Origin of the sequence: Streptomyces sp. NPDC058000, assembly GCF_042886435.1 — a bacterium.
Lineage (GTDB): Bacteria > Actinomycetota > Actinomycetes > Streptomycetales > Streptomycetaceae > Streptomyces.
The window spans coordinates 102,062-123,450 of sequence record NZ_JBHVQS010000024.1 but is presented as its reverse complement, the minus strand read 5'-3'; the positions used below and the strand labels follow the sequence as shown (position 1 = coordinate 123,450).

Sequence of the window (21,389 nt, the reverse complement as noted above, 5' to 3'; positions counted from 1 at the left end):
CCTGTGGAAGCCACAGTTCTTCGGCGCCAAACCCCAGCTGGTACTCAAGTCCGGCTTCCCCGCCTACGGCGTCACCGGCGACCCCAACGCCGCCACCGACACCTGCGAACCCCTCGTACTCGGCCCGCAGTTCGGGGCGCACGGCGCGACCCCGGCCGAGATCTCGGTGGCCTTCGTCGCCGGCGCCGCCGTCGAGCGGGGCGGCGACGGGATGCCCACCCGCCGGCGTCGGGTCGCGGTCCGCGGCACCCGCGGCATCGGCCCCCGCAACCTGATCCACAACGCCCGGGTCGGCGACGTCCAGGTCGACGAACGCAGCGGACTGGTCACCCTCGACGGCGACCCGATGCGCTCCGAACCGGCCGACACGGTCTCGCTGTCCAGGCTCTACTTCCTCTGAACCCCCTCCGACGAGTTCTCCTCCGACCGACGAGTTCTCCTCCGACGAGACTTCCTCCGACGACGCCCGGGCCGCCGGACCAGCCGCTCCGTAACACCGTTACAGACGCCCCGGTACGCCGCCCGCCCCACCCCCTTCCGTTCCGCGACCCCGCGCGCACCCCCGAGGACCGAGGACCCCCGTATGAACACGCCCGCCGCCGACGGCTTCCACATGCCCCCCGAGTGGGCCCCGCACGAGCGCACCTGGATGGCCTGGCCCGGCCCCAACTTCACCTTCGGCACCGAGGGCGGCGAAACGCTCGCCGAGGCCCGCACCGCCTGGGCCGCGGTCGCCCGAGCGGTCCGGCAGTACGAGCCGGTCACCGTGGTGGCCGGCCCCGGCCAGCTGGAGGGCGCCCGCGCCCTGCTCGGCGCGGACATCGACCTGGTCGAGCGCCCCCTCGACGACGCCTGGATGCGCGACATCGGCCCCACCTTCCTCACCAACGACCAGGGCGAACTCGCCGCCGTGGACTGGGTGTTCAACGGCTGGGGCGCACAGGAATGGGCCGCCTGGGACCGCGACGCGAAGACCGCCGAACAGGTCGCCGGGCTCGCCGGAGCCCGCCGCTACGCCACCTCCCTGGTCAACGAGGGCGGCGGCATCCACGTCGACGGTGAGGGCACCGTGCTCCTCACCGAGACCGTGCAGCTCGACCCGGGCCGCAACCCCGGCCGCACCAAGGAAGAGGTCGAGGCCGAGATACACGCCCACCTCGGCACGACCAAGGCGATCTGGCTGCCGCGCGGCCTGTACGCCGACTACGGCCAGTTCGGCACCCGCGGCCACGTGGACATCGTCGCCGCCTTCGCCCGCCCCGGTGTGGTCATGGTCCACACCCAGCCCGACCCCGACCACCCCGACCACGCGATCTGCAACGAGATCGCCAAGGTGCTGCGCGATGCCACCGATGCCCGGGGCCGACAGCTGGAGGTCGTGGAGATCCCGGCACCGACCGTCATCGAGGAGGACGGCGAGCTGGTCGACTACTCCTACATCAACCACCTGCAGTGCAACGACGGCATCGTGCTGTGCGCCTTCGACGACCCGCGCGACGAGGAGGCGGCCGCGATCTTCCGCCGACTGTTCCCCGGGCGCACCGTCACCCTGGTGGACGCCCGTACGATCTTCGCAGCGGGTGGCGGTATCCACTGCATCACCCAGCAGCAGCCGAAGGTCTGATGCAGCCCTGATCGACCAGCCGACCCCGGAGGTCCCCGTGCCCGGTCCCGTACGCCGTCCCCGGCGGCGGCTCAGCCAGCCGCGCGAACAGGTGCTGGCCGCGGCGATGGCCACCATCGCCGCCGAGGGACTGGACCGGCTGACCATGGCGGGACTGGGCCGCGAGGTCGGCATGAGCAGCGGCCACATCCTCTACTACTTCGGCACCAAGGACGAGCTGCTGTTCCAGACCCTCCAGTGGAGCGAGGAGCAGCTCGGCGCCGAGCGCCGGGCCGCCCTCGCCCGCCGGGTCTCCGTCCGGGAGCGCCTGGACGCCCTGGTCGACCTCTACCTCCCCGAAGGCCACCGCGATCCGCGCTGGACCCTGTGGCTGGAGGTCTGGGTCCGCTCCCAGAACGCCGACGAGGAGACCCGCGAGCGCCAGCTCGACCTGGAGCTGGCCTGGCACCGCGACCTGGTCGCCCTGCTGGTCGAGGGCGCCTCCAGGGGCGAGTTCCGGGCCGTCGACGCGGAGCGCTTCGCCACCCGCACCCGGGCCCTCCTCGACGGCTTCGGCACCCACCTCGTCGTCGGCCTCCCCGGCACCGAGCGCGCACAGGTGGGCCGCGAGGTCCGACAGTTCCTCGACGAAGCACTCACCCCGCCGACGGACTGACCGCCGGCGGACCGACCGCCTCCGGAACGGCCCGCCGCCGCCCGCACCCCTCGTCCGTGACCACAACGCACGCAAGTACGCGCGATCGTTGCCGCCCCGACCCTTGCCGACCGCCCCTCGGTCCGCGACCGTGATCGGCTATGGGACGAGAGCAATGGAAGAAGATCTGGGTCGGCTCGGCCGGCAACATGGTCGAGTGGTTCGACTGGTTCGTCTACGCCAGCTTCGCGGTGTACTTCGCCGATGCGTTCTTCCCCAAGGGGAATGACACCGCCAACCTCATGAACACCATGGGGATCTTCGCCGTCGGCTTCTTCATGCGCCCGGTCGGCGGCTGGCTGCTCGGCCGGATCGGCGACCGCCGGGGCCGTAAGGCCGCGCTCACCCTGACCGTGAGCCTGATGTCCGCCTCGGCCGTCCTGATCGCCATCGCCCCCACCTACGCGGTCGCCGGCTACGGCGGGATCGCGGTGCTGCTCGTGGCCCGGATGCTCCAGGGACTGTCGGTCGGCGGCGAGTACGCGGCCAGCGCCACCTACCTCACCGAGGCGTCCGCACCGGAGCGCCGCGGCTTCGCCTCCAGCTTCCAGTACGTGTCGATGACCGCCGGCCAGCTGCTGGGCCTGGGCCTCCAGATCATCCTCCAGCGCAGCATGTCCGAGCAGGCGCTGCACAGCTGGGCCTGGCGGATCCCGTTCATCGTCGGCGCGCTCGGCGCGGGCATCGTCTTCTACCTGCGCCGCAGCATGCTGGAGACCGAGGTCTACGCCGACGACGACCAGGCCCAGACCGACCCCGACCGCGGCACCATGAAGGCCCTGTGGGCCCATAAGCGCGAGGCGTTCCTGGTCATCGCGCTCACCATGGGCGGCACGGTGGCCTACTACACGTACACCACCTACCTCACCAAGTACCTCTCCGGCAGCGCCGGACTGTCCAAGCCGACCGCCTCCCTGGTGAGCTTCTGCGCGCTGTTCCTCTTCATGTGCCTCCAGCCGCTGGCCGGCAAGCTGTCGGACCGGATCGGCCGCCGTCCGCTGCTGATCACCTTCGCCATCGGCTCGACCTTCCTGACCGTGCCGATCATGACGCTGCTCAAGCACGCCGGTTCCTTCTGGCCGGCCCTGGGCCTGTCACTGCTGGCCCTGGTCGTGGTCACCGGCTACACCTCGATCAACGCCTGTGTGAAGGCCGAGTTGTTCCCGACCGGCATCCGCGCGCTGGGCGTCGCCCTGCCGTACGCCATCGCCAACGCCCTCTTCGGCGGCACCGCCGAGTACGTCGCCCTGTGGTTCAAGAACGGCGGCATCGAGTCCGGCTTCTACTGGTACGTCTCCGGCTGCGCCGCGGTCTCGCTGGTCGTCTACCTGACGATGCGGGAGACCCGGACCATCGACCTGCACCGGGTCGGCAAGGGGGCCGGCGACGGCACCGCCGAGCGCGTGCTCGCATCCTGAGACGGACGGGTTGGCGGGGGCGGTCGTGTGCCAGACTGCCCCCGTGCTCTCGTTCGCCATGATTATTGGCAGCAGGCGCGCCGGTCCGCAGTGACCGCCCGTACGACCCGAGTACGGCGCGGCCATCGTCGTCCCAGACCCGCGCGCAGACCTCTCGCACCCGCGAGGGGTTTTTTCGTTTCCCGGCCCACCCGCCACCGGAGACGCAGCGCGAGGGATCATGGAGGGACGGTGGAACCGGGCATTCCGGTAGACCGAGACCCGACAGGAGCCAGACCAGCATGACGGACGTACCCGAAGCTGCCGTCCCCGACGACTTCCACGTATTCGACACCACGCTGCGCGACGGTGCACAGCGCGAGGGCATCAACCTGACCGTCGCCGACAAGCTGACCATCGCCCGGCATCTGGACGACTTCGGCGTCGGCTTCATCGAGGGCGGCTGGCCGGGCGCCAACCCGCGGGACACCGAGTTCTTCCAGCGCGCCCGCGAGGAGATCGACTTCCGGCACGCCCAGCTGGTCGCCTTCGGCGCCACCCGCAAGGCCGGCGTCCGCGTCGAGGACGACCCGCAGGTCGCCGCACTGCTGGCCTCGCAGGCCCCGGTCATCACACTGGTCGCCAAGTCCCACGTCCGCCACGTCGAACTGGCGCTGCGCACCACGCCCGAGGAGAACCTCGCGATGGTCCGCGACACCGTCGCGTACCTGCGCTCCCACGGCCGCCGGGTCTTCCTCGACTGCGAGCACTTCTTCGACGGCTACGCGCTGGACGCGGCCTACGCCGAAGAAGTCGTGCGCACCGCCAGCCAGGCCGGCGCCGACGTCGTGGTGCTCTGCGACACCAACGGCGGGATGCTCCCGGCGCAGGTGACCGCCGTCGTCCGGACCGTCATCGCGGACACCGGCGCCCGACTCGGCATCCACGCCCAGGACGACACCGGCTGCGCGGTCGCCAACACCCTGGCCGCGGTCGACGCCGGCGCCACCCACGTCCAGTGCACCGCCAACGGCTACGGCGAACGGGTCGGCAACTCCAACCTCTTCCCGGTCGTCGCCGCCCTGGAGCTGAAGTACGGGCGCCAGGTCCTGCCGCCCGGCAAGCTCGCCGAGACCACCCGCGTCTCGCACGCCATCGCCGAGGTCGTCAACCTCACCCCGTCCACCCACCAGCCCTACGTCGGGGTCTCCGCGTTCGCCCACAAGGCCGGGCTGCACGCCTCCGCGATCAAGGTGGACCCGGACCTCTACCAGCACATCGACCCCGCCCAGGTCGGCAACACCATGCGGATGCTGGTCTCCGACATGGCCGGCCGCGCCTCGATCGAGCTCAAGGGCAAGGAGCTCGGCATCGACCTGGGCGACGACCGGGAGCTGGTCGGCCGGGTCGTCGCACGGGTCAAGGAACGGGAACTCGCCGGCTACACCTACGAGGCCGCCGACGCGTCGTTCGAGCTGCTGCTCCGGGAGGAGGCGAACGGCCGACCGCTGCGCTACTTCACCGTCGAGTCCTGGCGCGCCATCGTCGAGGACCGGCCCGACGGAACCCACGCCAACGAGGCGACCGTGAAGCTCTGGGCCAAGGGCGAGCGGATCGTGGCCACCGCCGAGGGCAACGGCCCGGTCAACGCGCTGGACCGGGCGCTGCGGGTGGCCCTGGAGCGGATCTACCCCCAACTGGCCACGATGGAGCTGGTGGACTACAAGGTCCGCATCCTGGAGGGCGCCCTCGGCACCGGCTCGATCACCCGGGTCCTGGTCTCCACCAGCGACGGCCGCGGGGAATGGTCCACGGTCGGCGTCGCCGAGAACGTCATCGCGGCGTCCTGGCAGGCGCTGGACGACGCCTACGCCTACGGGCTGCTGCGCGCCGGGGTCGAGCCCCAGGAGTAGCCGAACCGACCGTGGCGCGTCCGCGCCACGGTTATCCACAGGCGCCGGCGACGGTCGGTGCGCAGCGTTACCTTCGCCGCATGCGCGGTGGAGGCGGGGGAGGGGCCTTGCTGTGGGGTGGGGGTTCCTGGGTTGGGGGGTCCCCCGGTTGGGGAGAGGGAGGGGCCCTGCCAGGAACGCGGCGGAGGCCCCCCACCCGCCCCCCTCAGCCCGCCCGCACCGCCGAGATGTCGAAGACCAGCTTGACCTTGTCGCTGACCATCACGCCGCCGGTCTCCAGCGCCGCGTTCCAGGTCAGGCCCCACTCGGAGCGCAGGATCTCGGCGCTGCCCTCGAAGCCGACGCGCTGGGCGCCGTAGACGTCGGTGGCCGCGCCGTTGAACTCCAGGTCGATGGCGAGCGGGCGGGTGACGTCCTTGATCGTCAGATCGCCGGTGAGGCGGTACGTCTCGCTGTCCAGCTGCTCGACGGCGCTGGAGCGGAAGGTCATCAGCGGGAACTGCTCGGCGTCGAAGAAGTCGGGGCTCTTGAGGTGGCCGTCGCGGTCGGCGATGCCGGTGTCGATGCTGGCGATCTTGACGTCGATGCGCGCGGCGGACGCGGCCGGGTTGCTGCCGTCCAGCGTCAGCACGCCCTCGTGTTCGCCGAAGGAACCGCGGACGTTGGTGACCATGGCGTGCCGGACGGTGAAACCGATGCTGCTGTGGGCCGGGTCGATGGTGTAGTCGCCGGTCAGGGCGGCCAGGGCGGGGTCCACGTCCAGGACGGCGGCAGCGGCGGGGGCGGCGGCGGTGCGCTTGCGGAACAGCGACATGACTTCTCCTCGGGGGACGGAGTGGGGGGCGAGGGGTGCGGGCGGGGAGGCGTCCGCGGGTCGTCGAACGCGCGTCAACGAATCCATATCGTTTAACGTTCAACGAGATTCACGGTAGCGGCATCTCGTTCAATTTTCAACCTTTAGGTTCCGGGGTTCCGCCGAACGAGTGCCGCACCCGCCCGCCGGCACGGTCATTGCCGCCCCGTGCGCCCCCGTGCTAGACCATCGGGAACTCCCAAGTGCGCAGCGCCACACCCCAGTTGACGCCACGGAGAGGAGCGACCATGTCGCCCGCCGCCACCCCGCCCGCCTGGTCGCGCCGGGGCTTCCTCACCGCCTCCGGCGCGAGCGCACTGGCCCTCGCGCTGAGCACCGAAGCCGGCCGGACACCCGCCGCAGCCGCAGCCGCGCCCGCGGTCGCCGCCCCCACCGACCTCAGCGCCACCATGGCCCCCACCGCCCCCACCGACCCCTTCGCCACCCTCCGCCGCCGCTGGTGCGACCTCACCCTCGGCACCGCCTACGACCCCGGCGCCGCCCCCTACGCCACCGCCCTGAAGGAGACCGGCGACCTGGCCGCCACCTACCACCGCACCATGCACCCCACCGCCGGCTCCCTCTGGCCCGACAGCCCCTACGATCCGCCCTCCGGCATCACCCGCAGCTACAACCGACTCGCCACCATGGCCCTCGCCCACGCCCAACCCGGCACCGGCCACACCGGCGACCCGGACCTCGCCACCGCCGTCCGCACCGGCCTCGACCACCTCGACCGCACCGTCTACCACCCCGCCACCACCCCCTACGGCAACTGGTGGGAATGGCAGATCGGCAGCCCCAAACTCCTCCTCGACACCCTCGCCGTCCTCGACGAACACCTCCCCGGCGGCACCGGCGACGACCTCCGCGCCCGCTGCCTCGCCGCCGTCGACCACTTCGTCCCCGACCGCGCCCTCGGCCCCTACACCGGCACCAGCACCGGCGCCAACCGCGTCGACCTCTGCCGCGTCGTCACCCTCCGCGGCGTCCTCGGCCGCGCCCCCGCCAAGATCGCCCTGGCCCGCGACGCGCTCTCCCCGGTCTTCCCCTACGTCACCCGGGGCGACGGCCTCTACGCCGACGGCTCCTTCGTCCAGCACACCTGGGTCGCCTACTCCGGCACCTACGGAGCCGTCCTGCTCGACGGCCTCGGCCGCCTCTTCACCCTGCTGCACGGCTCCACCTGGGACATCACCGACCCCAACCGACAGATCATCCTCGACAGCGTCGAACACGCCTACGCGCCACTGCTCCACGACGGCCTGATGATGGACAGCGTCAACGGCCGTGCCATCAGCCGCGGTTACCTCCGCGGCGACGAACGCCACGTCCTGCGCAGCGACCACTACCACGGCCACGCTTTGATCGCCGCCATCGCCCTGCTCGCCGAGGGCGCGAGCACCGCCGAACGGAACCGCTGGCACGCCATGATCAAGGGCTGGATCGCCCGCGACCGCACCCTGCCCGTGCTCACCGACCGCCAGTACGCCGTCGCCGACCTCGCCCGCCTCGCCGCCGTCGACGCCGGCCCCGCACCCGCCGCCCCCGAACCCGTCGGCCACCGCCTCTTCCCCGCCATGGACCGCGCCGTCCACCGCCGCCCCGGCTTCACCGCCGCCCTGGCCATGGCCTCCGACCGCATCACCTACTACGAGAACGGCAACGGCGAGAACGCACACGGCTGGCACACCGGCGCCGGAATGCTCTACTGGTGGCCCGCCGGCCGCACCGGCGACCAGTACACCGACGCCTTCTGGCCCACCGTCGACCCCTACCGCCTCCCCGGCACCACCGTCTCCACCCGACGGCTCGCCGACAACGAAGGCGGCGGCTGGGGCGAACCCAAACCCGCCGCCCGCTGGGTCGGCGGCACCACCGACGGCACCTACGCCGCCCTCGGCCAGGACCTGCGCGGCCTCGCCTCCACCCTCACCGCCCGCAAGTCCTGGTTCGCCCTCGCCGACTGCCTGGTCTGCCTCGGCGCCGGCATCACCGCCCGCGACGGCGTCCCCGCCGAAACCATCGTCGACAACCGCAACCTGGGGGAGAACGGCACCGCCACCCTCACCGTCGACGGCACCCCCCGGCCCACCGCCCTCGGCCGCACCACCGTCCACCGCCGCGCCCACTGGGCCCACCTCGCCGGCCACGGCGGCTACGTCTTCCCCGGTGGCGCCGCCCTCCACGTGCGCCGCGAGGACCGGACCGGCCGCTGGTCGGACATCAACACCACCTCCACCACCGACCCGTACACCCGCCGCTACCTCACCCTCTGGCACGACCACGGCACCGACCCCACCGACGCCGACTACGCCTACCTCCTGATGCCGGGTGCCACCCGGAGCGCCCTCGCCGCCCGCGCCGCCGACCGGCACTGGCTGACCGTCCTCGCCAACGACACCGACCACCAGGCGATCGCCGTGGACCCGCTCGGCGTAACCGCCGCCAACTTCTGGCGGGCCGGCACCGCGGGCCCGCTGGCCGCCGACGGCCCGGCCAGCGTGCTGCTCCACGAACGCCGCACCCCCGGCCCGGACGGCCGGACCGCGACGGTGTGCGCCGCGGCCCCCACCCGCACCGGCGACACCCTGGAGCTCACCTGGTCCCGGCCGGTCCGCGCGGTCCTCCGCCACGACCCGGCCGTCGAGGTCCTGGCCGCCGGCGACACCCTCCGCCTCCGCCTGACCCCCGGCACCGCCTGCGCCACCCACACCTGCACCGTGCTGCTGCGCTGACCGCCGCGCCCCGCCGCCAACCGTTGACCGACACAACATCACCCGGCTGGCGTTTGTCGGCACCACACAGACGCTGGACACCGCGTCCACCCCGCCACAGCCCAGTAGGAGGGCCACGGTCAGCGCGGTTCTGTACTGCCTGCCCACGAAATCGCGCCCGACGTTGTACGAAACCGACATCGGTGTGGGAGCCCTCGCCCACGTACCGTCGATACATGACCACTGTCGAAGATGTGCCCGCCGGCGCCAACGATGCCCGCGGGCGCGTCGCCGAACTGCACGCGATCCGTGAGCAGGTGCGGCGAGGCCCCAGCGAGCGAGCCACCGAAGCGCAGCGTGCCAAGGGCAAGCTGACGGCCCGCGAGCGGATCGACCTGCTGCTGGACGAGGGTTCCTTCAACGAGGTCGAGCCGCTGCGCCGGCACCGCGCCACCGGTTTCGGCCTGGAGTCCAAGAAGCCGTACACGGACGGTGTGATCACGGGCTGGGGCACGGTCCACGGCCGGACCGTCTTCGTCTACGCGCACGACTTCCGGATCTTCGGCGGTGCGCTGGGCGAGGCCCACGCCACCAAGATCCACAAGATCATGGACATGGCCATCCAGGCCGGTGCGCCCCTGGTGTCGCTCAACGACGGCGCCGGCGCCCGCATCCAGGAAGGCGTCTCCGCGCTCGCCGGCTACGGCGGCATCTTCCAGCGCAACACCAAGGCGTCCGGTGTCATCCCGCAGATAAGCGTCATGCTCGGCCCGTGCGCCGGCGGTGCCGCCTACTCGCCGGCCCTCACGGACTTCGTCTTCATGGTCCGTGAGACCTCACAGATGTTCATCACCGGCCCCGACGTGGTCCGCGCCGTCACCGGCGAGGAGATCACCCAGAACGGCCTGGGCGGCGCCGACGTGCACGCCGAGACCTCCGGCGTCGCGCACTTCGCCTACGACGACGAGGTCACCTGCCTCGAAGAGGTCCGCTACCTGCTGTCGCTCCTCCCCGCCAACAACCGGGAGAACCCGCCGACGGTGGCCTGCGAGGACCCCGCCGACCGCAGCTGCGAGGCGCTGCTCGACCTGGTCCCGGCGGACGGCAACCGCCCGTACGACATGCGCAAGGTCATCGAGGAGATCGTCGACGACGGCGAGTACCTGGAGGTCCACGAGCGCTGGGCCACCAACATCATCTGCGCGCTGACCCGCTTCGACGGCCGGGTGGTCGGCATCATCGCCAACCAGCCGCAGTCGCTGGCCGGCGTCCTGGACATCGAGGCGTCCGAGAAGGCCGCCCGCTTCGTCCAGATGTGCGACGCGTTCAACATCCCGATCGTCACGCTCCTGGACGTCCCCGGCTTCCTGCCCGGCGTCGACCAGGAACACGGCGGCATCATCCGGCACGGCGCCAAGCTGCTCTACGCGTACTGCAACGCCACCGTCCCGCGGATCTCCATCGTCCTGCGCAAGGCGTACGGCGGCGCCTACATCGTCATGGACTCCCAGTCCATCGGCGCCGACCTCACCTATGCCTGGCCCACCAACGAGATCGCCGTGATGGGCGCCGAGGGCGCGGCCAACGTCATCTTCCGCAAGCAGATCGCCGAGGCGGACGACTCCGAAGCCATGCGCACCCGCATGGTCAAGGAGTACAAGTCCGAGCTCATGCACCCGTACTACGCGGCCGAGCGCGGCCTGGTCGACGACGTCATCGACCCGACCGACACCCGTCGCACGCTCGTCCGCGCCCTGGAGATGCTGCGCACCAAGCACGCGGACCTGCCGGCCCGCAAGCACGGCAACCCGCCGCAGTAGCCCCGCCGCGCACGTACTTCCCCACACCCCGCCACGGAGAATCGAGACCGCCGTGAACCCTGCTCATGCCAGTGCCGTCACCGCCGCTCCCATCCGCGTCGAGAAGGGCCAGGCCAGCGAGGAGGAGCTCGCCGCCCTGACCGCCGTCCTCCTGGCCCGCGCCGCGCACCGGCCGTCGGCCTCGACCGGCCCGCGCCCCACGGCCGCCCGCTGGCGCCGCCTGGAACGCCAGATGGGCTTCCACGCCGCCACCAGCTGGCAACGCTGACGCGACGCCGACCCTGACGTCCACACGACGGCCCCCACACGGAAGTGCGGGGGCCGTCGTGCGTTGTGGTTGCGCGCGCCGTGGCGGCGGAACCCTCAACTCCGCGCCACCGCGGCGGGGGAGGGGGCTTCCTCAGGCCGTGCCCCCGGCGCATCCGGCAGCTTCAGGTACAGCGTCAGCACCGCCGCGACGACGTACAGCCCGGCGAAGATGAGGACGACCCCGGCGGGGCCCAGCGGGTCGAGGAAGACGCTGACGATGGCGGGGCCGACGAACGCCGCGCCGCCCGCGCCGAGGTTGAGGAGCGCCATCGCGCCGCCCTTGTTGTCCGGAGCGAGCGCCGGTACCAGCGCGGAGATGGAGACGAAGCCGGCGAGGGTGACGCCGTAGAGCATGCCGACGACCAGGGCGACCCCGTAGTGGGAGCCGACGGCCTTGGGGACGAAGTACAGGGTGAGGGTGGTCACCGCGCAGCCCAGGCCGCCGAAGGTGGCGATCGTGCGGCGCCAGCCGATCTTGTCGCCGATGACGCCGAAGAGCAGGTTGCAGAAGACGTTGGTGCCGTAGATGACGGCGAGCAGGGTCAGCCAGCGGCCCTCGCCGAATCCCAGTTCCTTGCCGAAGAAGGTCGGCAGGAAGACCAGGAAGCCGAACTCCGGGGCGGTGTTGATGATGCGGACGACGCAGCCGACGGCGACCTTGGGGTGCGTCCAGGCGATGGAGAGGCTGGAGACCAGCGACGGGACGGGGCGGACGTCCGGCGGGGCGAGCCGGGCGAAACCGGTGCGTTCGCGGACGCCGAGCAGGCAGCAGGCACCGCCCACGGCGATGATGCCGAGGGCGATCCAGAGGGTGCCGAAGGGGCCGAACCAGGGGTTGGTGGCGCCGGCGACGAGCGAGCCGAGGGTGGGCAGCCCGCCGGTGAAGGCGACGTAGAACCAGCCGACCGCGGTGCCCATCCGGGCCGCGGGCGCGGTGGCGGTGATCCAGACCAGGAAGCCGAACGCGAAGAGCGGGTAGCCGAAGCCGCGCAGGCCGTAGAAGACCAGCATCAGCGGGTAGTTCCGGGGGCCGAGCGCGAGGGTGAGGTAGAGGACGTCGAAGACGATCCAGACGGCCAGGCCCAGTTGCATCACCCGGCGCGGGCCCCACAGGTCGGAGAGTGCGCCGGAGAGCCAGGAGGCGAGCATCACCGTGACGCCGTAGGCGGTGATGACGTAGGAGGCGCGGACCTCGGTGCCGGCGCCGTGGTCGGCCATGAACGGCGCGATGAAGCCGGACTCCACCCCGTCGCCGACCATGAACAGCAACACGCCGAGATAGCCGAAGACCAGTGCCTTGGGGATGCCGATCCGGTCGAGGAGAGTGGGTGGTGCCATGGCGCGCCTCCGGCGGGTGCGGGTGGGGCGGGTGTGATGGGAGCAGCATGAATCCTGTGAACTTCACATGCAAGGTGTGATGCAGGGAATTCTTGGCGGCGCTTCTCACGGGATTGCCGGTGTTTTTGGCCGCCAGGGGTGACGCATCTGTGATCTGGGTGTTAAATCCAACAGGGACAGAAACAAAGGAGTGTGCCTGATGACCACCGAACACGCCGGCCTCGGACACCACCCCGAGACCTTCCGTGAGGACTGGCTGGAAGGACTGGCCGACGCCTACGCGCGCACGGTCCGCCGCGTCCCGGGCGCCTACGGAGTGGTCGGCCGGCACGCGCCCCGTCCCGGCAAGGTCGCACTCGTCATCGGCGGCGGCTCCGGTCACTACCCCGCCTTCGCCGGCCTGGTCGGCCCCGGCCTGGCCGACGCCGCGGCGGTCGGCGACGTGTTCGCCAGCCCCAGCGCCGAGCAGGTCTACCGCACCGCCCGGGCCGCGGACGGCGGCGCCGGCGTCCTGCTCTGCTACGGCAACTACGCGGGCGACGTCATGCACTTCGGCCTGGCCGCCCGCCGGCTCGCCGCCGAGGGCGTCGCGACCCGCACCGTACTGGTCACCGACGACGTGGCCAGCGGGCCGCCGCCGGTCGAGGGGCAGCCGATCGACCCGTCCCGGGACCGCCGCGGCGTGGCCGGCGACTTCTTCGTCTTCAAGGTCGCGGGCGCGGCCGCCGAACGCGGCGACGACCTGGCCGCCGTCACCCGGATCGCGACCCGCGCCAACGCCCTGACCCGCACCTTCGGCGCCGCCTTCGCCGGCTGCACGCTCCCGGGCGCGGCCGAGCCGCTGTTCACCGTCAACGCCGGCACCACCGAACTCGGCATGGGCATCCACGGCGAACCGGGCCTGCGCACCACCCGCCACCTCACCGCCGCCGAACTGGCCGACGAACTCGTCGGCAACCTCCTGCCCGAACTCCCCGAGCCCCCGGCCGGCGGCCGCGGCCGGGTCGCGGTCCTCCTCAACGGCCTGGGGCGCACCAAGTACGAGGAACTGTTCGTCGTCTACCGGCAGGTCGACCACCGCCTACGGGAGGCCGGCCTGCGCCCGTTCCGGCCCGAGGTCGGCGAGTTCGTGACCTCCTTCGACATGGCGGGCGTCTCGCTGTCGCTGATGCTCCTCGACGACGAACTGGCCGCGCTCTACGACGCCCCGTGCGACACCCCGGCGTTCCGCCGCCTGCCGGGCACGTACGCGGACGGCGACGACGAGCGGACGGACCGGGCCGATGGGCGGGCGGACCGGGCCGATGAGCGGGCGGACGGGGACGACGAGCGGGGCGCCCTCGCCGCTCCCGTACGGGACGCCGCGGCGCAACCCCTACGGGACGACATTTCCCCCACCGGGGGCATGCCCGTCGCGGCGGCGCTGCATGCCGCCCTGGAGCTGGTCGCCGCCAACGAGGACGAGTTGGGGCGGCTGGACGCGGTCGCCGGCGACGGCGACCACGGCATCGGCATCGTCCGGGGGCTGCGGGCCGCCGCCGCGGCGGCCCGGAAGGCCGAGCCGGGACCGGCCGACGACCCGCGGTCCGCCGGGGCCGCGCTGCTCGCCGCCGGCCTGGCGCTCGCCGACGCCTCCGGCGGCGCGTCCGGCGCGCTCTACGGCGCCCTGCTCGCCGAGACCGGCGCCGTCCTCACCCGGGCCTCGGACGGTGCCCGCGGCGCCGAACTGCTCGCCGACGCGATGGACGCCGCCCAACGGGCCGTCGCCGAACTCGGCGGCGCCGAGGTGGGGGAGAAGACCATGCTGGACGCCCTGGACCCGTTCCGCCGGGAACTGCGGGCCCGCATGGCGGAGGGCCTGCCCAAGGCATGGCGGGCCGCCGCGGAGGCGGCCACCCGGGCCGCCGCCGACACCGCCCACCTCACCCCGGCCCGCGGCCGCGCCGCCCGCATGGGCACGCTCGGCTACGGCCACCCGGACGCCGGCGCGGTCTCCCTCGCCCTACTCCTCACAGCGATCGGCACCACGCTGAACTGACCGCCGACCGCCGACCGCCGACCGCCTGACGCTCGACGTGCGCCGAGCGTCAGGCGGAGCGCTTCCCGGAGTCGCTCCCCGCCCCCGGCCAGATGAGCCACGCCTGCGTATCCGCCGGCTTCCCGAACCACCGCACCGCGCTCTCCGGCGAGCTGAGGCTGTAATACGCCCGGCCGCCGGCGCTGATCACCTGCGCCCGGCCGTCCTCGTACGCCAGCCCCCAGGCGGCGATATGCCCGTCGAACTCCCCGCCCCCGACGGGGTACTGCTGCGCGACGGCGAACAGCCGCGGGGCCAACTCGTTCGCCATGCTGACGAGTTCGGGGTGGAGGGTTCCCGTGTGCTCGGGGTTGTTGGCCTGTGACGCTACGGTTTCCATCAAGTCCTCCTGCTCGGGGAGTTGGGGGAGCCGGTGGAGTGGCTCACGTCACACACGGTAGCCCAGTTGGATATATATTGCTCTAGTGCCGAGTAGAAGAATTTATAGTCCACCTGTGTGGGTGACGGCGGTCGTTCCCGCCAGGTGAGGAGAGGGAAGCGGATGCCGTCGAGCAAGCCAGTCACCCTGCGGCAGCAGCGACTTGCCCTTGAGTTGCGGAGACTGCGGGAACGAGCGGGTCTCTCGTCGAGTGACGCGGCCAACCGTCTTGGCATCAAGCCAGCGCAGATCAGCAACATCGAAGCGGCCCGTCACGCAGTGAGTGCCGATCGGGTGCGGGCCTTCGCGGCGGGCTATGGCTGCGCGGATCTGGACTACATCGAGGGACTCGCTCGGATGACCGGAGGGCGGACGCGGGGCTGGTGGGAGGAGTACCGCGAGTTCCTGCCTGGTGGACTGGTCGATGTAGCGGAGCTTGAGCACTCCGCGACGGCCTTGCGCGTAGCAGTCGTGATCCACATGCCTGGGCTGCTACAGACGCCGGAGCACGCACGCGCGACCTTCCGTGCGAATGTTCCCCCTTTGCCGGCGCACGAATTGGAGCACCGCACCTCCTTCCGCATCAGAAGGCAAGTGGTGCTATTTGGCGATCGGCCGACTCCGTACACCGCGATCGTCCATGAGGCTGCCCTGAGGATGGGCTTCGGAGGTCCTGAAACGTCTCGCGGTCAGCTCAACTACCTTGCCGAGATGAGCGAACACGACCACATCTCGGTCGTCGTCATCCCGTTCGGTGACGCTTCAGTTCCCGTGTCTGGTCAGCCATACGTCTACGCCTCCGGCCCAGTTCCTGGACTGGATACCGTCGAAGTCGATACCGAGTACGGCTGTGATTTCATGCACGCCGAGGATCAGTTGGAGAAGTACCGGACTGTGCTGGACTACTTGGAATCCCGAGCTCTCACACCAGCCAAGTCGCGTGATCTGATCCACCGGATCGCAAAGAACGTCTGAGAGGAACGCCATGCCCATGCACGAGTGGCAGAAGTCTTCGTTCAGTGGCGAGGGCGCCCAGTGCCTCTACGTAGCGGCCCCCGACCGCGACACGATCAAACTCCGCGAGAGCGACGCCCCCGACGTCATCCTCACCACCACCCCCGCCAACCTCAAGGCGTTCATCCTGGGCGTCAAGGCCGGGGAGTTCGACCACTTCGTGGACGACTGAGGCGGCTGACGAGTACCTCCGGTGGCTACCCCCGGCCGGCATGACGAAGGCCCCCGCACCAACAGGTGTGCGGGGGCCTTTCGTCGTACCGCCGGGCGTCGGAGAACCGCGCCGTCAGGCGTTACCGGAGCCGGGCCATCAGCGCGTGCTCCACGAGCGTGATGAGCGCGCTCTTGGCCTCGCTGCGGTGCCGTGCGTCGGTGGTGAGGATCGGCGCGTCCGGGCCGATCTGGAGCGCTTCGCGGACCTCGTCGGGCGTGTACGGCTGGTGGCCGTCGAAGCCGTTGAGGGCGATGACGAAGGGCAGGCCGCTGTTCTCGAAGTAGTCGACGGCGGGGAAGCAGTCGGCGAGGCGGCGGGTGTCGACCAGGACGACGGCGCCGATGGCGCCGCGGACCAGGTCGTCCCACATGAACCAGAAGCGGTCCTGGCCGGGTGTACCGAAGAGGTACAGGATCAGGTCCTGGTCCAGGGTGATCCGGCCGAAGTCCATCGCCACGGTCGTGGTCGTCTTGTCCGGTGCGTGCGTGAGGTCGTCGATGCCCGCCGACGCGGAGGTCATCACGGCTTCGGTGCGCAGCGGGTTGATCTCTGAGACGGCCCCGACGAACGTGGTCTTGCCCACGCCGAAGCCGCCCGCCACCACGATCTTCGCCGAGGTGGTGGAGCGGGCTGCACCGCTAGAGCTTGCGAAGTCCACTGAGCACCCTTTCGAGCAGTGTCACATCTGGCTGTCCGCCGGCGGTCTCGTCCCCGCCGGGCTGATGGATGGCGACGAGTCCGGCCTCCGCCAGGTCGGCGACGAGGATCCGGGCGACGCCGAGGGGGATGGAGAGGAGGGCCGAGATCTCGGCCACTGATTTGATCTCGCGGCACAGGTGGCAGATGCGCTGGTGCTCCGGCAGCTGACCCTGCAACTTCGCGGGATCGGCGGTCGTGCTGACCAGCGCCTCGATGGCGAGCTGGTAGCGCGGCCGGGTCCGGCCTCCGGTCATCGCGTACGGCCGCACGAGCGGGTTGTTCATTCCGCCGGTGGGGGCGGGCTCGGGCTTCGGCCGCGGCGGCTGCACCGGCTGGATGCGCGGCGGCTGCGGCTGGTCGTACGGCGAGGGCTCGGAGGGCGGGGGCCCGTAAGGCTGGGAACGGTACGGGCCCTGCTGCTGAGCGGGACGCTGCGGCGACTGCGGCGGCTGGGGCCGCTGCGGCCTGCGGCTGGGCGTGGACGGGAAGTTGAAGCGGTTGTGATGGGTCTCGCCCTGGGGGCCGGACTGCTGTCCGGATCCATACGGGTAGCCGCTCGGGGGCGTTGCCACGTTTCCTCCTCCAACTTGCCTGTCTGACGCCGGTCGCGCCACCGAACCCTATGGTGCGGTGGCGGGAAACGCACTGCCTGTCTGCTAGTTGAGAAGGCTGCCCTGCAGTTCTGCGCGCAGATCGGGCGTCAGGACGGTGCCCGCGCGGTCGACCAGCAGGGCCATCTCGTAACCGACGAGGCCGATGTCGCACTCGGGGTGCGCCAGTACGGCCAGCGACGATCCGTCGGAGACGGACATGATGAAGAGGAAGCCGCGCTCCATCTCCACCACGGTCTGGTTGACGCTCCCGCCCTCGAAGATGCGGGACGCGCCGGAAGTCAGCGACGTCAGACCGGAGGCCACCGCCGCCAGCTGATCGGCTCTGTCACGAGGGAAGCCCTCGGACATCGCGAGGAGGAGACCGTCCGCGGAGACCACGACCGTGTGGGACACCCCGGGGGTGTTCTCCACGAAGTTGGTGATCAACCAGTTCAGATTCTGCGCCGCCTGGCTCATCGGGCTCACACTAACGCTCCTGATCGTAGGTGCTGCCGGGGCCGAAGCCCTGTTGGTCATTCTGGGGGACCCCCGAGGAGGGATCCGTGCCGGTGCCGGCGTTGCGCCCCTGCTGGACACCGCGGCGCAGATTGCTCAACCTGCCGCGGACGTCCTCCGGGGCGCGGGAGACCTGGGGGCCGCCCTGTGAACTCTGCTCCGCGGTGCCTTCGACCAGGTTGGCCTTGGGCACCCGCCGAGGGAGACCGGAAGCGGTGACCCCGCCCGCCGCCGGCTGGCGCAGTCGCCCCGCCCGCTGCCAGCGATCGTCGTTCTCGCTGCGCCAGATGGAGTCGTTGTCCTGACCGGTCTCCGGTGCGGGTTCCTGCTGGCCGTGCGGCGAGCCGGCTCCGCGGCGCGGAAGACCAGCCTCGGTCAGCGAGTGGATCACGCTCGCGGCGGGGCCGGGACCCTCGAATGTTACGCGCTCAGACGCATCAGCGGGAGCGGCAGTTGTATTCCGGTCAGATTCCGCTTCGGTTCCGAAGTGGCCCTCGTACGCAGGCGGTTCGGCCCAGCCGTTCAGCTGGCCGGTGTCCTGCGGGGCGTAGGGGTACTGGCCGGTGGTCTCGGCGGTGGTCGGTTCGCCGAACGCCTCGCCGCCGAAGGAGCGGTCGTCGTAGAGCGGCTGACCGGGCTCCGCATAGGGCGCGTGGTGCTCCGCGTAGGGCGCGGGGCGCTCCTGATACGGCGCGTGGTGCTCCTGGTGGCCGTCGAACGGCACCTCGTCGCGGAACAGCGGCCGGTGGTCCGTCGATTCGGGCGCCATCTGGCCGCCGGTCGCCTGGGCCTCCAGGGCCGCCCGGCGCTCCTCGCGCAGCCGCGAGCGACCCACCGGGTCCAGCTCGGCCGGGGCCGCGGGCTGCCCGTGGAACCCGTCGTCGAAGCCCAGCTCGGCGGCCGTGTGGAGGCTGCCCTCGTAGGCGGTCTGCTGGTGCTCGGGGACGATCCGGGAGACGGTGAAGGTGTCGTCGAACTGCTCTTCGTCGCCACCACCGCCGTGGGTGATCGCATCCGGCAGCATGACCAGCGACGTGGTGCCGGCCTGCTCGCCCGAGGGGCGCAGCTGGACCCGGATCCCGTGCCGGTCGGCCAGCCGGCCGACCACGAACAGGCCCATTCGCTGGGAGATCGCGGCGTCCACGCTCGGCGGGTTGGCCAGCTTGTGGTTGATGTCCGCGAAGTCCTCGGGGGTCAGCCCGATGCCCTTGTCGTGGATCTCGATCATGACCCGGCCGTCCGGCAGTCGGGTCGAGGCCACCTTCACCTTGGTCTGCGGGGAGGAGAACGTGGTGGCGTTCTCCAGCAGCTCGGACAGCAGGTGGATGAGGTCGGTCACGGCGGTGCCGTGGATCTCGCTCTCGGGGACGCCGCTGAGCTCTATTCGCTCGTACGACTCCACCTCGGACGTGGCCGCCCGCAGCACGTCGATCAGCGGCACCGGCTGGTTCCAGCGGCGGCCCGGCTCCTCGCCGGCGAGGATCAGGAGGTTCTCGCCGTTGCGGCGCATGCGCGTGGCGAGGTGGTCGAGCCGGAAGAGGTTCTCCAGCTGGTCCGGGTCGGCCTCGTTGTTCTCCAGGTGGGTGATCAGCTCCAACTGGCGCTCGATCAGGCCCTGGTTACGGCTGGAGAGGTTGGTGAAGATCGCGTTGACGTTGCCCCGCAGCAGCGCCTGCTCGGCGGCGAGCCGGACCGCCTCGCGGTGCACCTGGTCGAAGGCGCGGGCGACCTCGCCGATCTCGTCGGTGGTGGAGATCGGGATCGGCGTCACGCGGGTGTCGACCCGGCCCGGGTCGGTGCGGGAGAGCTGGTCGACCAGCAGCGGCAGCCGCTGCTCGGCGACGCCGAAGGCCGCGTTGCGCAGCTCCCGCATGTTGCGGCTCATCCGGCGGGCCATCAGCCCGGCCACCACGAAGGCGATGGCCAGCGCGGCCAGCACGATGCCGGAGTCGACGAAGGTGGACTGCTTGGCGTCCGAGGAGATCTGCGCGGCCTCGTTCACCGCCTTGTCCGCCAGGTCCTTCTCGATGGACCGGTACATGTCGAACTTGCCGGTGGCGGCCTGGAAGTAGGAGTCCGGAGTGATGCCCTTGAGGGCCAGCTCGTCCGGTGCCGCGCCGGAGGCGATCAGGGTGGACATCTGGTCCACCGACGGCGGGGCGTGGAACGGCTGGCCGGCCGCCTCCGCCTGCGACTTCGCCCGGGCGATCTGCTGCTGCGCCGCCTGCTGGAGCTTGGCGGCGTCCCCCTTCAGCCGCGCCACGTCGTCGGGCGTACCGCCGGAGGTGTACTCGCCGATGGCGATGCCCTCCAGGTAGCGATACGACGCGAACGCGGTCAGCTGGAGCTTGTGCTCCTTGCCGCCCTGCGGGGACGCCGGGTCGACCAGGAGGTGGGTGCCGATCGAGCGCTCCAGCGACTCGGCGGCCTTCGCCAGTGCGACGGCGTAGACGGTGCGCCCGTAGGAGGTGATGTTGCCGGTGCCCAGCCCGAGTTCGTTGGCGAACTCCATCAGCGGGTGCTGGATCTCGACGTAGCCCTCTTCGGTCTGCACACCGTGGAGCTTGGCGGTGAAGGCGACCTGCCGCAGCTGCGCCAGCTTGGGCTCGGTCTTCTGGAACAGCGCGAGCCGGCGGTTCAGGCCCGGCTTGTCCGGCATGTTCTTGGCAGCGTCGTGGAACGCCTGGCCGGCCGCGTCGGTGGCGTCCCGCGCCTCCTGGACGATCGGGTCGTCCTTGCGGCCCTTCAGCAGCGGGGCCGCGGTGCGGTCCCGCTCGTCGATGAGGGCGTTGCTGTAGGAAAGCGCGGCGCGAACGAGCTTCGCGGTGTTCTCCGCGTCCTGCGCCTCCTGCCAGGTGGCGAAGGAGTTGTTGACCCGCAGCCCGCCGAAGACCAGACCGACGAGGACCGGGATCAGCAGGATGGCGTTCAGTCGCGTGGCCACCCGCCAGTTGCGCGGGGAGTACTTACTGCCGCTCGCCGGAGGCTTCGCGGCCGAATTCTCGGGCGCGTCGGAAGCCGGAACGCCACCATCGCGGGGTGGCGGCGTGAAGTTGCCCCGCCGCGGTTCCTGCGGCTCGGGGCTCGTGGTGCTTCGCCTCACTCGACCAACAACCTCTCGGCGACGGCACGGTCTTGCAGTGCCGTTTCTTCTGGGCGTTACTACTCCGGAGTTCAGCGAATTTCAGCACGTCAGGGCAGTGCGTTCCAAACACTGCACAGAGCCGGAGCA

General features: G+C 71.2%; 17 protein-coding genes and 1 pseudogene. 11 read left to right on the top strand and 7 right to left on the bottom strand.

Annotation, left to right across the window (positions count from 1 at the left end):
• The 5 genes and pseudogenes from ACFVT2_RS23485 to cimA form a co-directional block, all read left to right on the top strand.
• A pseudogene (locus ACFVT2_RS23485) lies at positions 1-400 on the top strand (urease subunit alpha); the annotation flags it as partial.
• A gap of 183 nt (positions 401-583) precedes the next feature.
• Complete coding sequence (locus ACFVT2_RS23480) at positions 584-1,624, top strand: agmatine/peptidylarginine deiminase (protein WP_390020986.1); 1,041 nt, start codon at positions 584-586, stop codon at positions 1,622-1,624.
• A 37-nt stretch (positions 1,625-1,661) separates the two neighbouring features.
• Positions 1,662-2,279, top strand: a complete 618-nt coding sequence (locus ACFVT2_RS23475) for a TetR/AcrR family transcriptional regulator (protein WP_390020983.1) — start codon at positions 1,662-1,664, stop codon at positions 2,277-2,279.
• Positions 2,280-2,419: 140 nt separating this feature from the next.
• Positions 2,420-3,736: an MFS transporter gene (locus ACFVT2_RS23470; RefSeq protein ID WP_390020980.1), complete on the top strand. Its 1,317-nt coding sequence runs from the start codon at positions 2,420-2,422 to the stop codon at positions 3,734-3,736.
• Between the two features lie 281 nt (positions 3,737-4,017).
• Positions 4,018-5,628, top strand: coding sequence for a citramalate synthase (cimA, locus tag ACFVT2_RS23465; RefSeq protein ID WP_390020977.1), 1,611 nt, complete (start codon positions 4,018-4,020; stop codon positions 5,626-5,628).
• A gap of 205 nt (positions 5,629-5,833) precedes the next feature.
• Here the strand turns inward: cimA and ACFVT2_RS23460 are convergent, their stop codons facing one another.
• Positions 5,834-6,442, bottom strand: coding sequence for a YceI family protein (locus tag ACFVT2_RS23460; protein ID WP_390020975.1), 609 nt, complete (start codon positions 6,440-6,442; stop codon positions 5,834-5,836).
• A gap of 287 nt (positions 6,443-6,729) precedes the next feature.
• Here ACFVT2_RS23460 and ACFVT2_RS23455 point away from each other — a divergent pair, with 287 nt between their 5' ends.
• The 3 genes from ACFVT2_RS23455 to ACFVT2_RS23445 all read left to right on the top strand — a co-directional run bounded on the left by ACFVT2_RS23455 (position 6,730) and on the right by ACFVT2_RS23445 (position 11,286).
• Entirely contained in the window at positions 6,730-9,219 is a 2,490-nt protein-coding gene (locus ACFVT2_RS23455; protein WP_390020972.1) for a polysaccharide lyase 8 family protein, read from the top strand.
• Positions 9,220-9,434: 215 nt separating this feature from the next.
• Positions 9,435-11,018: an acyl-CoA carboxylase subunit beta gene (locus tag ACFVT2_RS23450; protein WP_390020970.1), complete on the top strand. Its 1,584-nt coding sequence runs from the start codon at positions 9,435-9,437 to the stop codon at positions 11,016-11,018.
• Positions 11,019-11,070: 52 nt separating this feature from the next.
• Positions 11,071-11,286: an acyl-CoA carboxylase epsilon subunit gene (locus ACFVT2_RS23445; RefSeq protein WP_390020967.1), complete on the top strand. Its 216-nt coding sequence runs from the start codon at positions 11,071-11,073 to the stop codon at positions 11,284-11,286.
• 95 nt (positions 11,287-11,381) lie between these two features.
• Here the strand turns inward: ACFVT2_RS23445 and ACFVT2_RS23440 are convergent, their stop codons facing one another.
• The gene (locus ACFVT2_RS23440; RefSeq protein ID WP_390020964.1) at positions 11,382-12,665 is read right to left on the bottom strand and encodes an MFS transporter; all 1,284 of its coding nucleotides are present in this window, start codon (positions 12,663-12,665) and stop codon (positions 11,382-11,384) included.
• A 199-nt stretch (positions 12,666-12,864) separates the two neighbouring features.
• Between ACFVT2_RS23440 and ACFVT2_RS23435 the strand changes: the two genes are divergently transcribed.
• Positions 12,865-14,703 carry a dihydroxyacetone kinase family protein gene (locus tag ACFVT2_RS23435; RefSeq protein ID WP_390020962.1) on the top strand — a complete coding sequence of 613 codons (1,839 nt, stop codon included), beginning with the start codon at positions 12,865-12,867 and terminating at the stop codon, positions 14,701-14,703.
• Positions 14,704-14,752: 49 nt separating this feature from the next.
• On the opposite strand, the gene ACFVT2_RS23430 is transcribed toward ACFVT2_RS23435, so the two are convergent.
• Positions 14,753-15,082 (bottom strand): hypothetical protein, encoded by a 330-nt coding sequence (locus tag ACFVT2_RS23430; RefSeq protein ID WP_390020959.1) that lies wholly within the window; start codon positions 15,080-15,082, stop codon positions 14,753-14,755.
• Positions 15,083-15,244: 162 nt separating this feature from the next.
• On the opposite strand from ACFVT2_RS23430, the gene ACFVT2_RS23425 reads away from it, so the two are divergent.
• The gene (locus tag ACFVT2_RS23425; protein ID WP_390020956.1) at positions 15,245-16,096 is read left to right on the top strand and encodes a helix-turn-helix domain-containing protein; all 852 of its coding nucleotides are present in this window, start codon (positions 15,245-15,247) and stop codon (positions 16,094-16,096) included.
• Positions 16,097-16,106: 10 nt separating this feature from the next.
• Entirely contained in the window at positions 16,107-16,307 is a 201-nt protein-coding gene (locus tag ACFVT2_RS23420; RefSeq protein ID WP_390020954.1) for a DUF397 domain-containing protein, read from the top strand.
• A 121-nt stretch (positions 16,308-16,428) separates the two neighbouring features.
• On the opposite strand, the gene ACFVT2_RS23415 is transcribed toward ACFVT2_RS23420, so the two are convergent.
• From ACFVT2_RS23415 to ACFVT2_RS23400, 4 genes are all read right to left on the bottom strand, one after another.
• Positions 16,429-17,007, bottom strand: a complete 579-nt coding sequence (locus ACFVT2_RS23415; protein ID WP_390020951.1) for an ATP/GTP-binding protein — start codon at positions 17,005-17,007, stop codon at positions 16,429-16,431.
• Positions 16,988-17,620, bottom strand: a complete 633-nt coding sequence (locus tag ACFVT2_RS23410) for a DUF742 domain-containing protein (protein ID WP_390020949.1) — start codon at positions 17,618-17,620, stop codon at positions 16,988-16,990. The genes ACFVT2_RS23415 and ACFVT2_RS23410 overlap by 20 nt, the downstream gene beginning before the upstream one ends.
• Positions 17,621-17,704: 84 nt before the next feature.
• Complete coding sequence (locus ACFVT2_RS23405; RefSeq protein WP_018542541.1) at positions 17,705-18,118, bottom strand: roadblock/LC7 domain-containing protein; 414 nt, start codon at positions 18,116-18,118, stop codon at positions 17,705-17,707.
• 10 nt (positions 18,119-18,128) lie between these two features.
• Entirely contained in the window at positions 18,129-21,260 is a 3,132-nt protein-coding gene (locus tag ACFVT2_RS23400) for a nitrate- and nitrite sensing domain-containing protein (RefSeq protein ID WP_390020946.1), read from the bottom strand.
• Positions 21,261-21,389: the final 129 nt, after the last annotated feature.

What these genes read in the sequence shown, in the direction of transcription:
- ACFVT2_RS23480 (WP_390020986.1), top strand. Translation starts at nt 584, where the DNA reads ATGAACACGCCCGCCGCCGACGGCTTCCACATGCCCCCCGAGTGGGCC.
- ACFVT2_RS23470 (WP_390020980.1), top strand. Translation starts at nt 2,420, where the DNA reads ATGGGACGAGAGCAATGGAAGAAGATCTGGGTCGGCTCGGCCGGCAAC.
- cimA (WP_390020977.1), top strand. Translation starts at nt 4,018, where the DNA reads ATGACGGACGTACCCGAAGCTGCCGTCCCCGACGACTTCCACGTATTC.
- ACFVT2_RS23460 (WP_390020975.1), bottom strand. Translation starts at nt 6,442, where the DNA reads ATGTCGCTGTTCCGCAAGCGCACCGCCGCCGCCCCCGCCGCTGCCGCC.
- ACFVT2_RS23455 (WP_390020972.1), top strand. Translation starts at nt 6,730, where the DNA reads ATGTCGCCCGCCGCCACCCCGCCCGCCTGGTCGCGCCGGGGCTTCCTC.
- ACFVT2_RS23450 (WP_390020970.1), top strand. Translation starts at nt 9,435, where the DNA reads ATGACCACTGTCGAAGATGTGCCCGCCGGCGCCAACGATGCCCGCGGG.
- ACFVT2_RS23440 (WP_390020964.1), bottom strand. Translation starts at nt 12,665, where the DNA reads ATGGCACCACCCACTCTCCTCGACCGGATCGGCATCCCCAAGGCACTG.
- ACFVT2_RS23435 (WP_390020962.1), top strand. Translation starts at nt 12,865, where the DNA reads ATGACCACCGAACACGCCGGCCTCGGACACCACCCCGAGACCTTCCGT.
- ACFVT2_RS23430 (WP_390020959.1), bottom strand. Translation starts at nt 15,082, where the DNA reads ATGGAAACCGTAGCGTCACAGGCCAACAACCCCGAGCACACGGGAACC.
- ACFVT2_RS23425 (WP_390020956.1), top strand. Translation starts at nt 15,245, where the DNA reads ATGCCGTCGAGCAAGCCAGTCACCCTGCGGCAGCAGCGACTTGCCCTT.
- ACFVT2_RS23420 (WP_390020954.1), top strand. Translation starts at nt 16,107, where the DNA reads ATGCCCATGCACGAGTGGCAGAAGTCTTCGTTCAGTGGCGAGGGCGCC.
- ACFVT2_RS23405 (WP_018542541.1), bottom strand. Translation starts at nt 18,118, where the DNA reads ATGAGCCAGGCGGCGCAGAATCTGAACTGGTTGATCACCAACTTCGTG.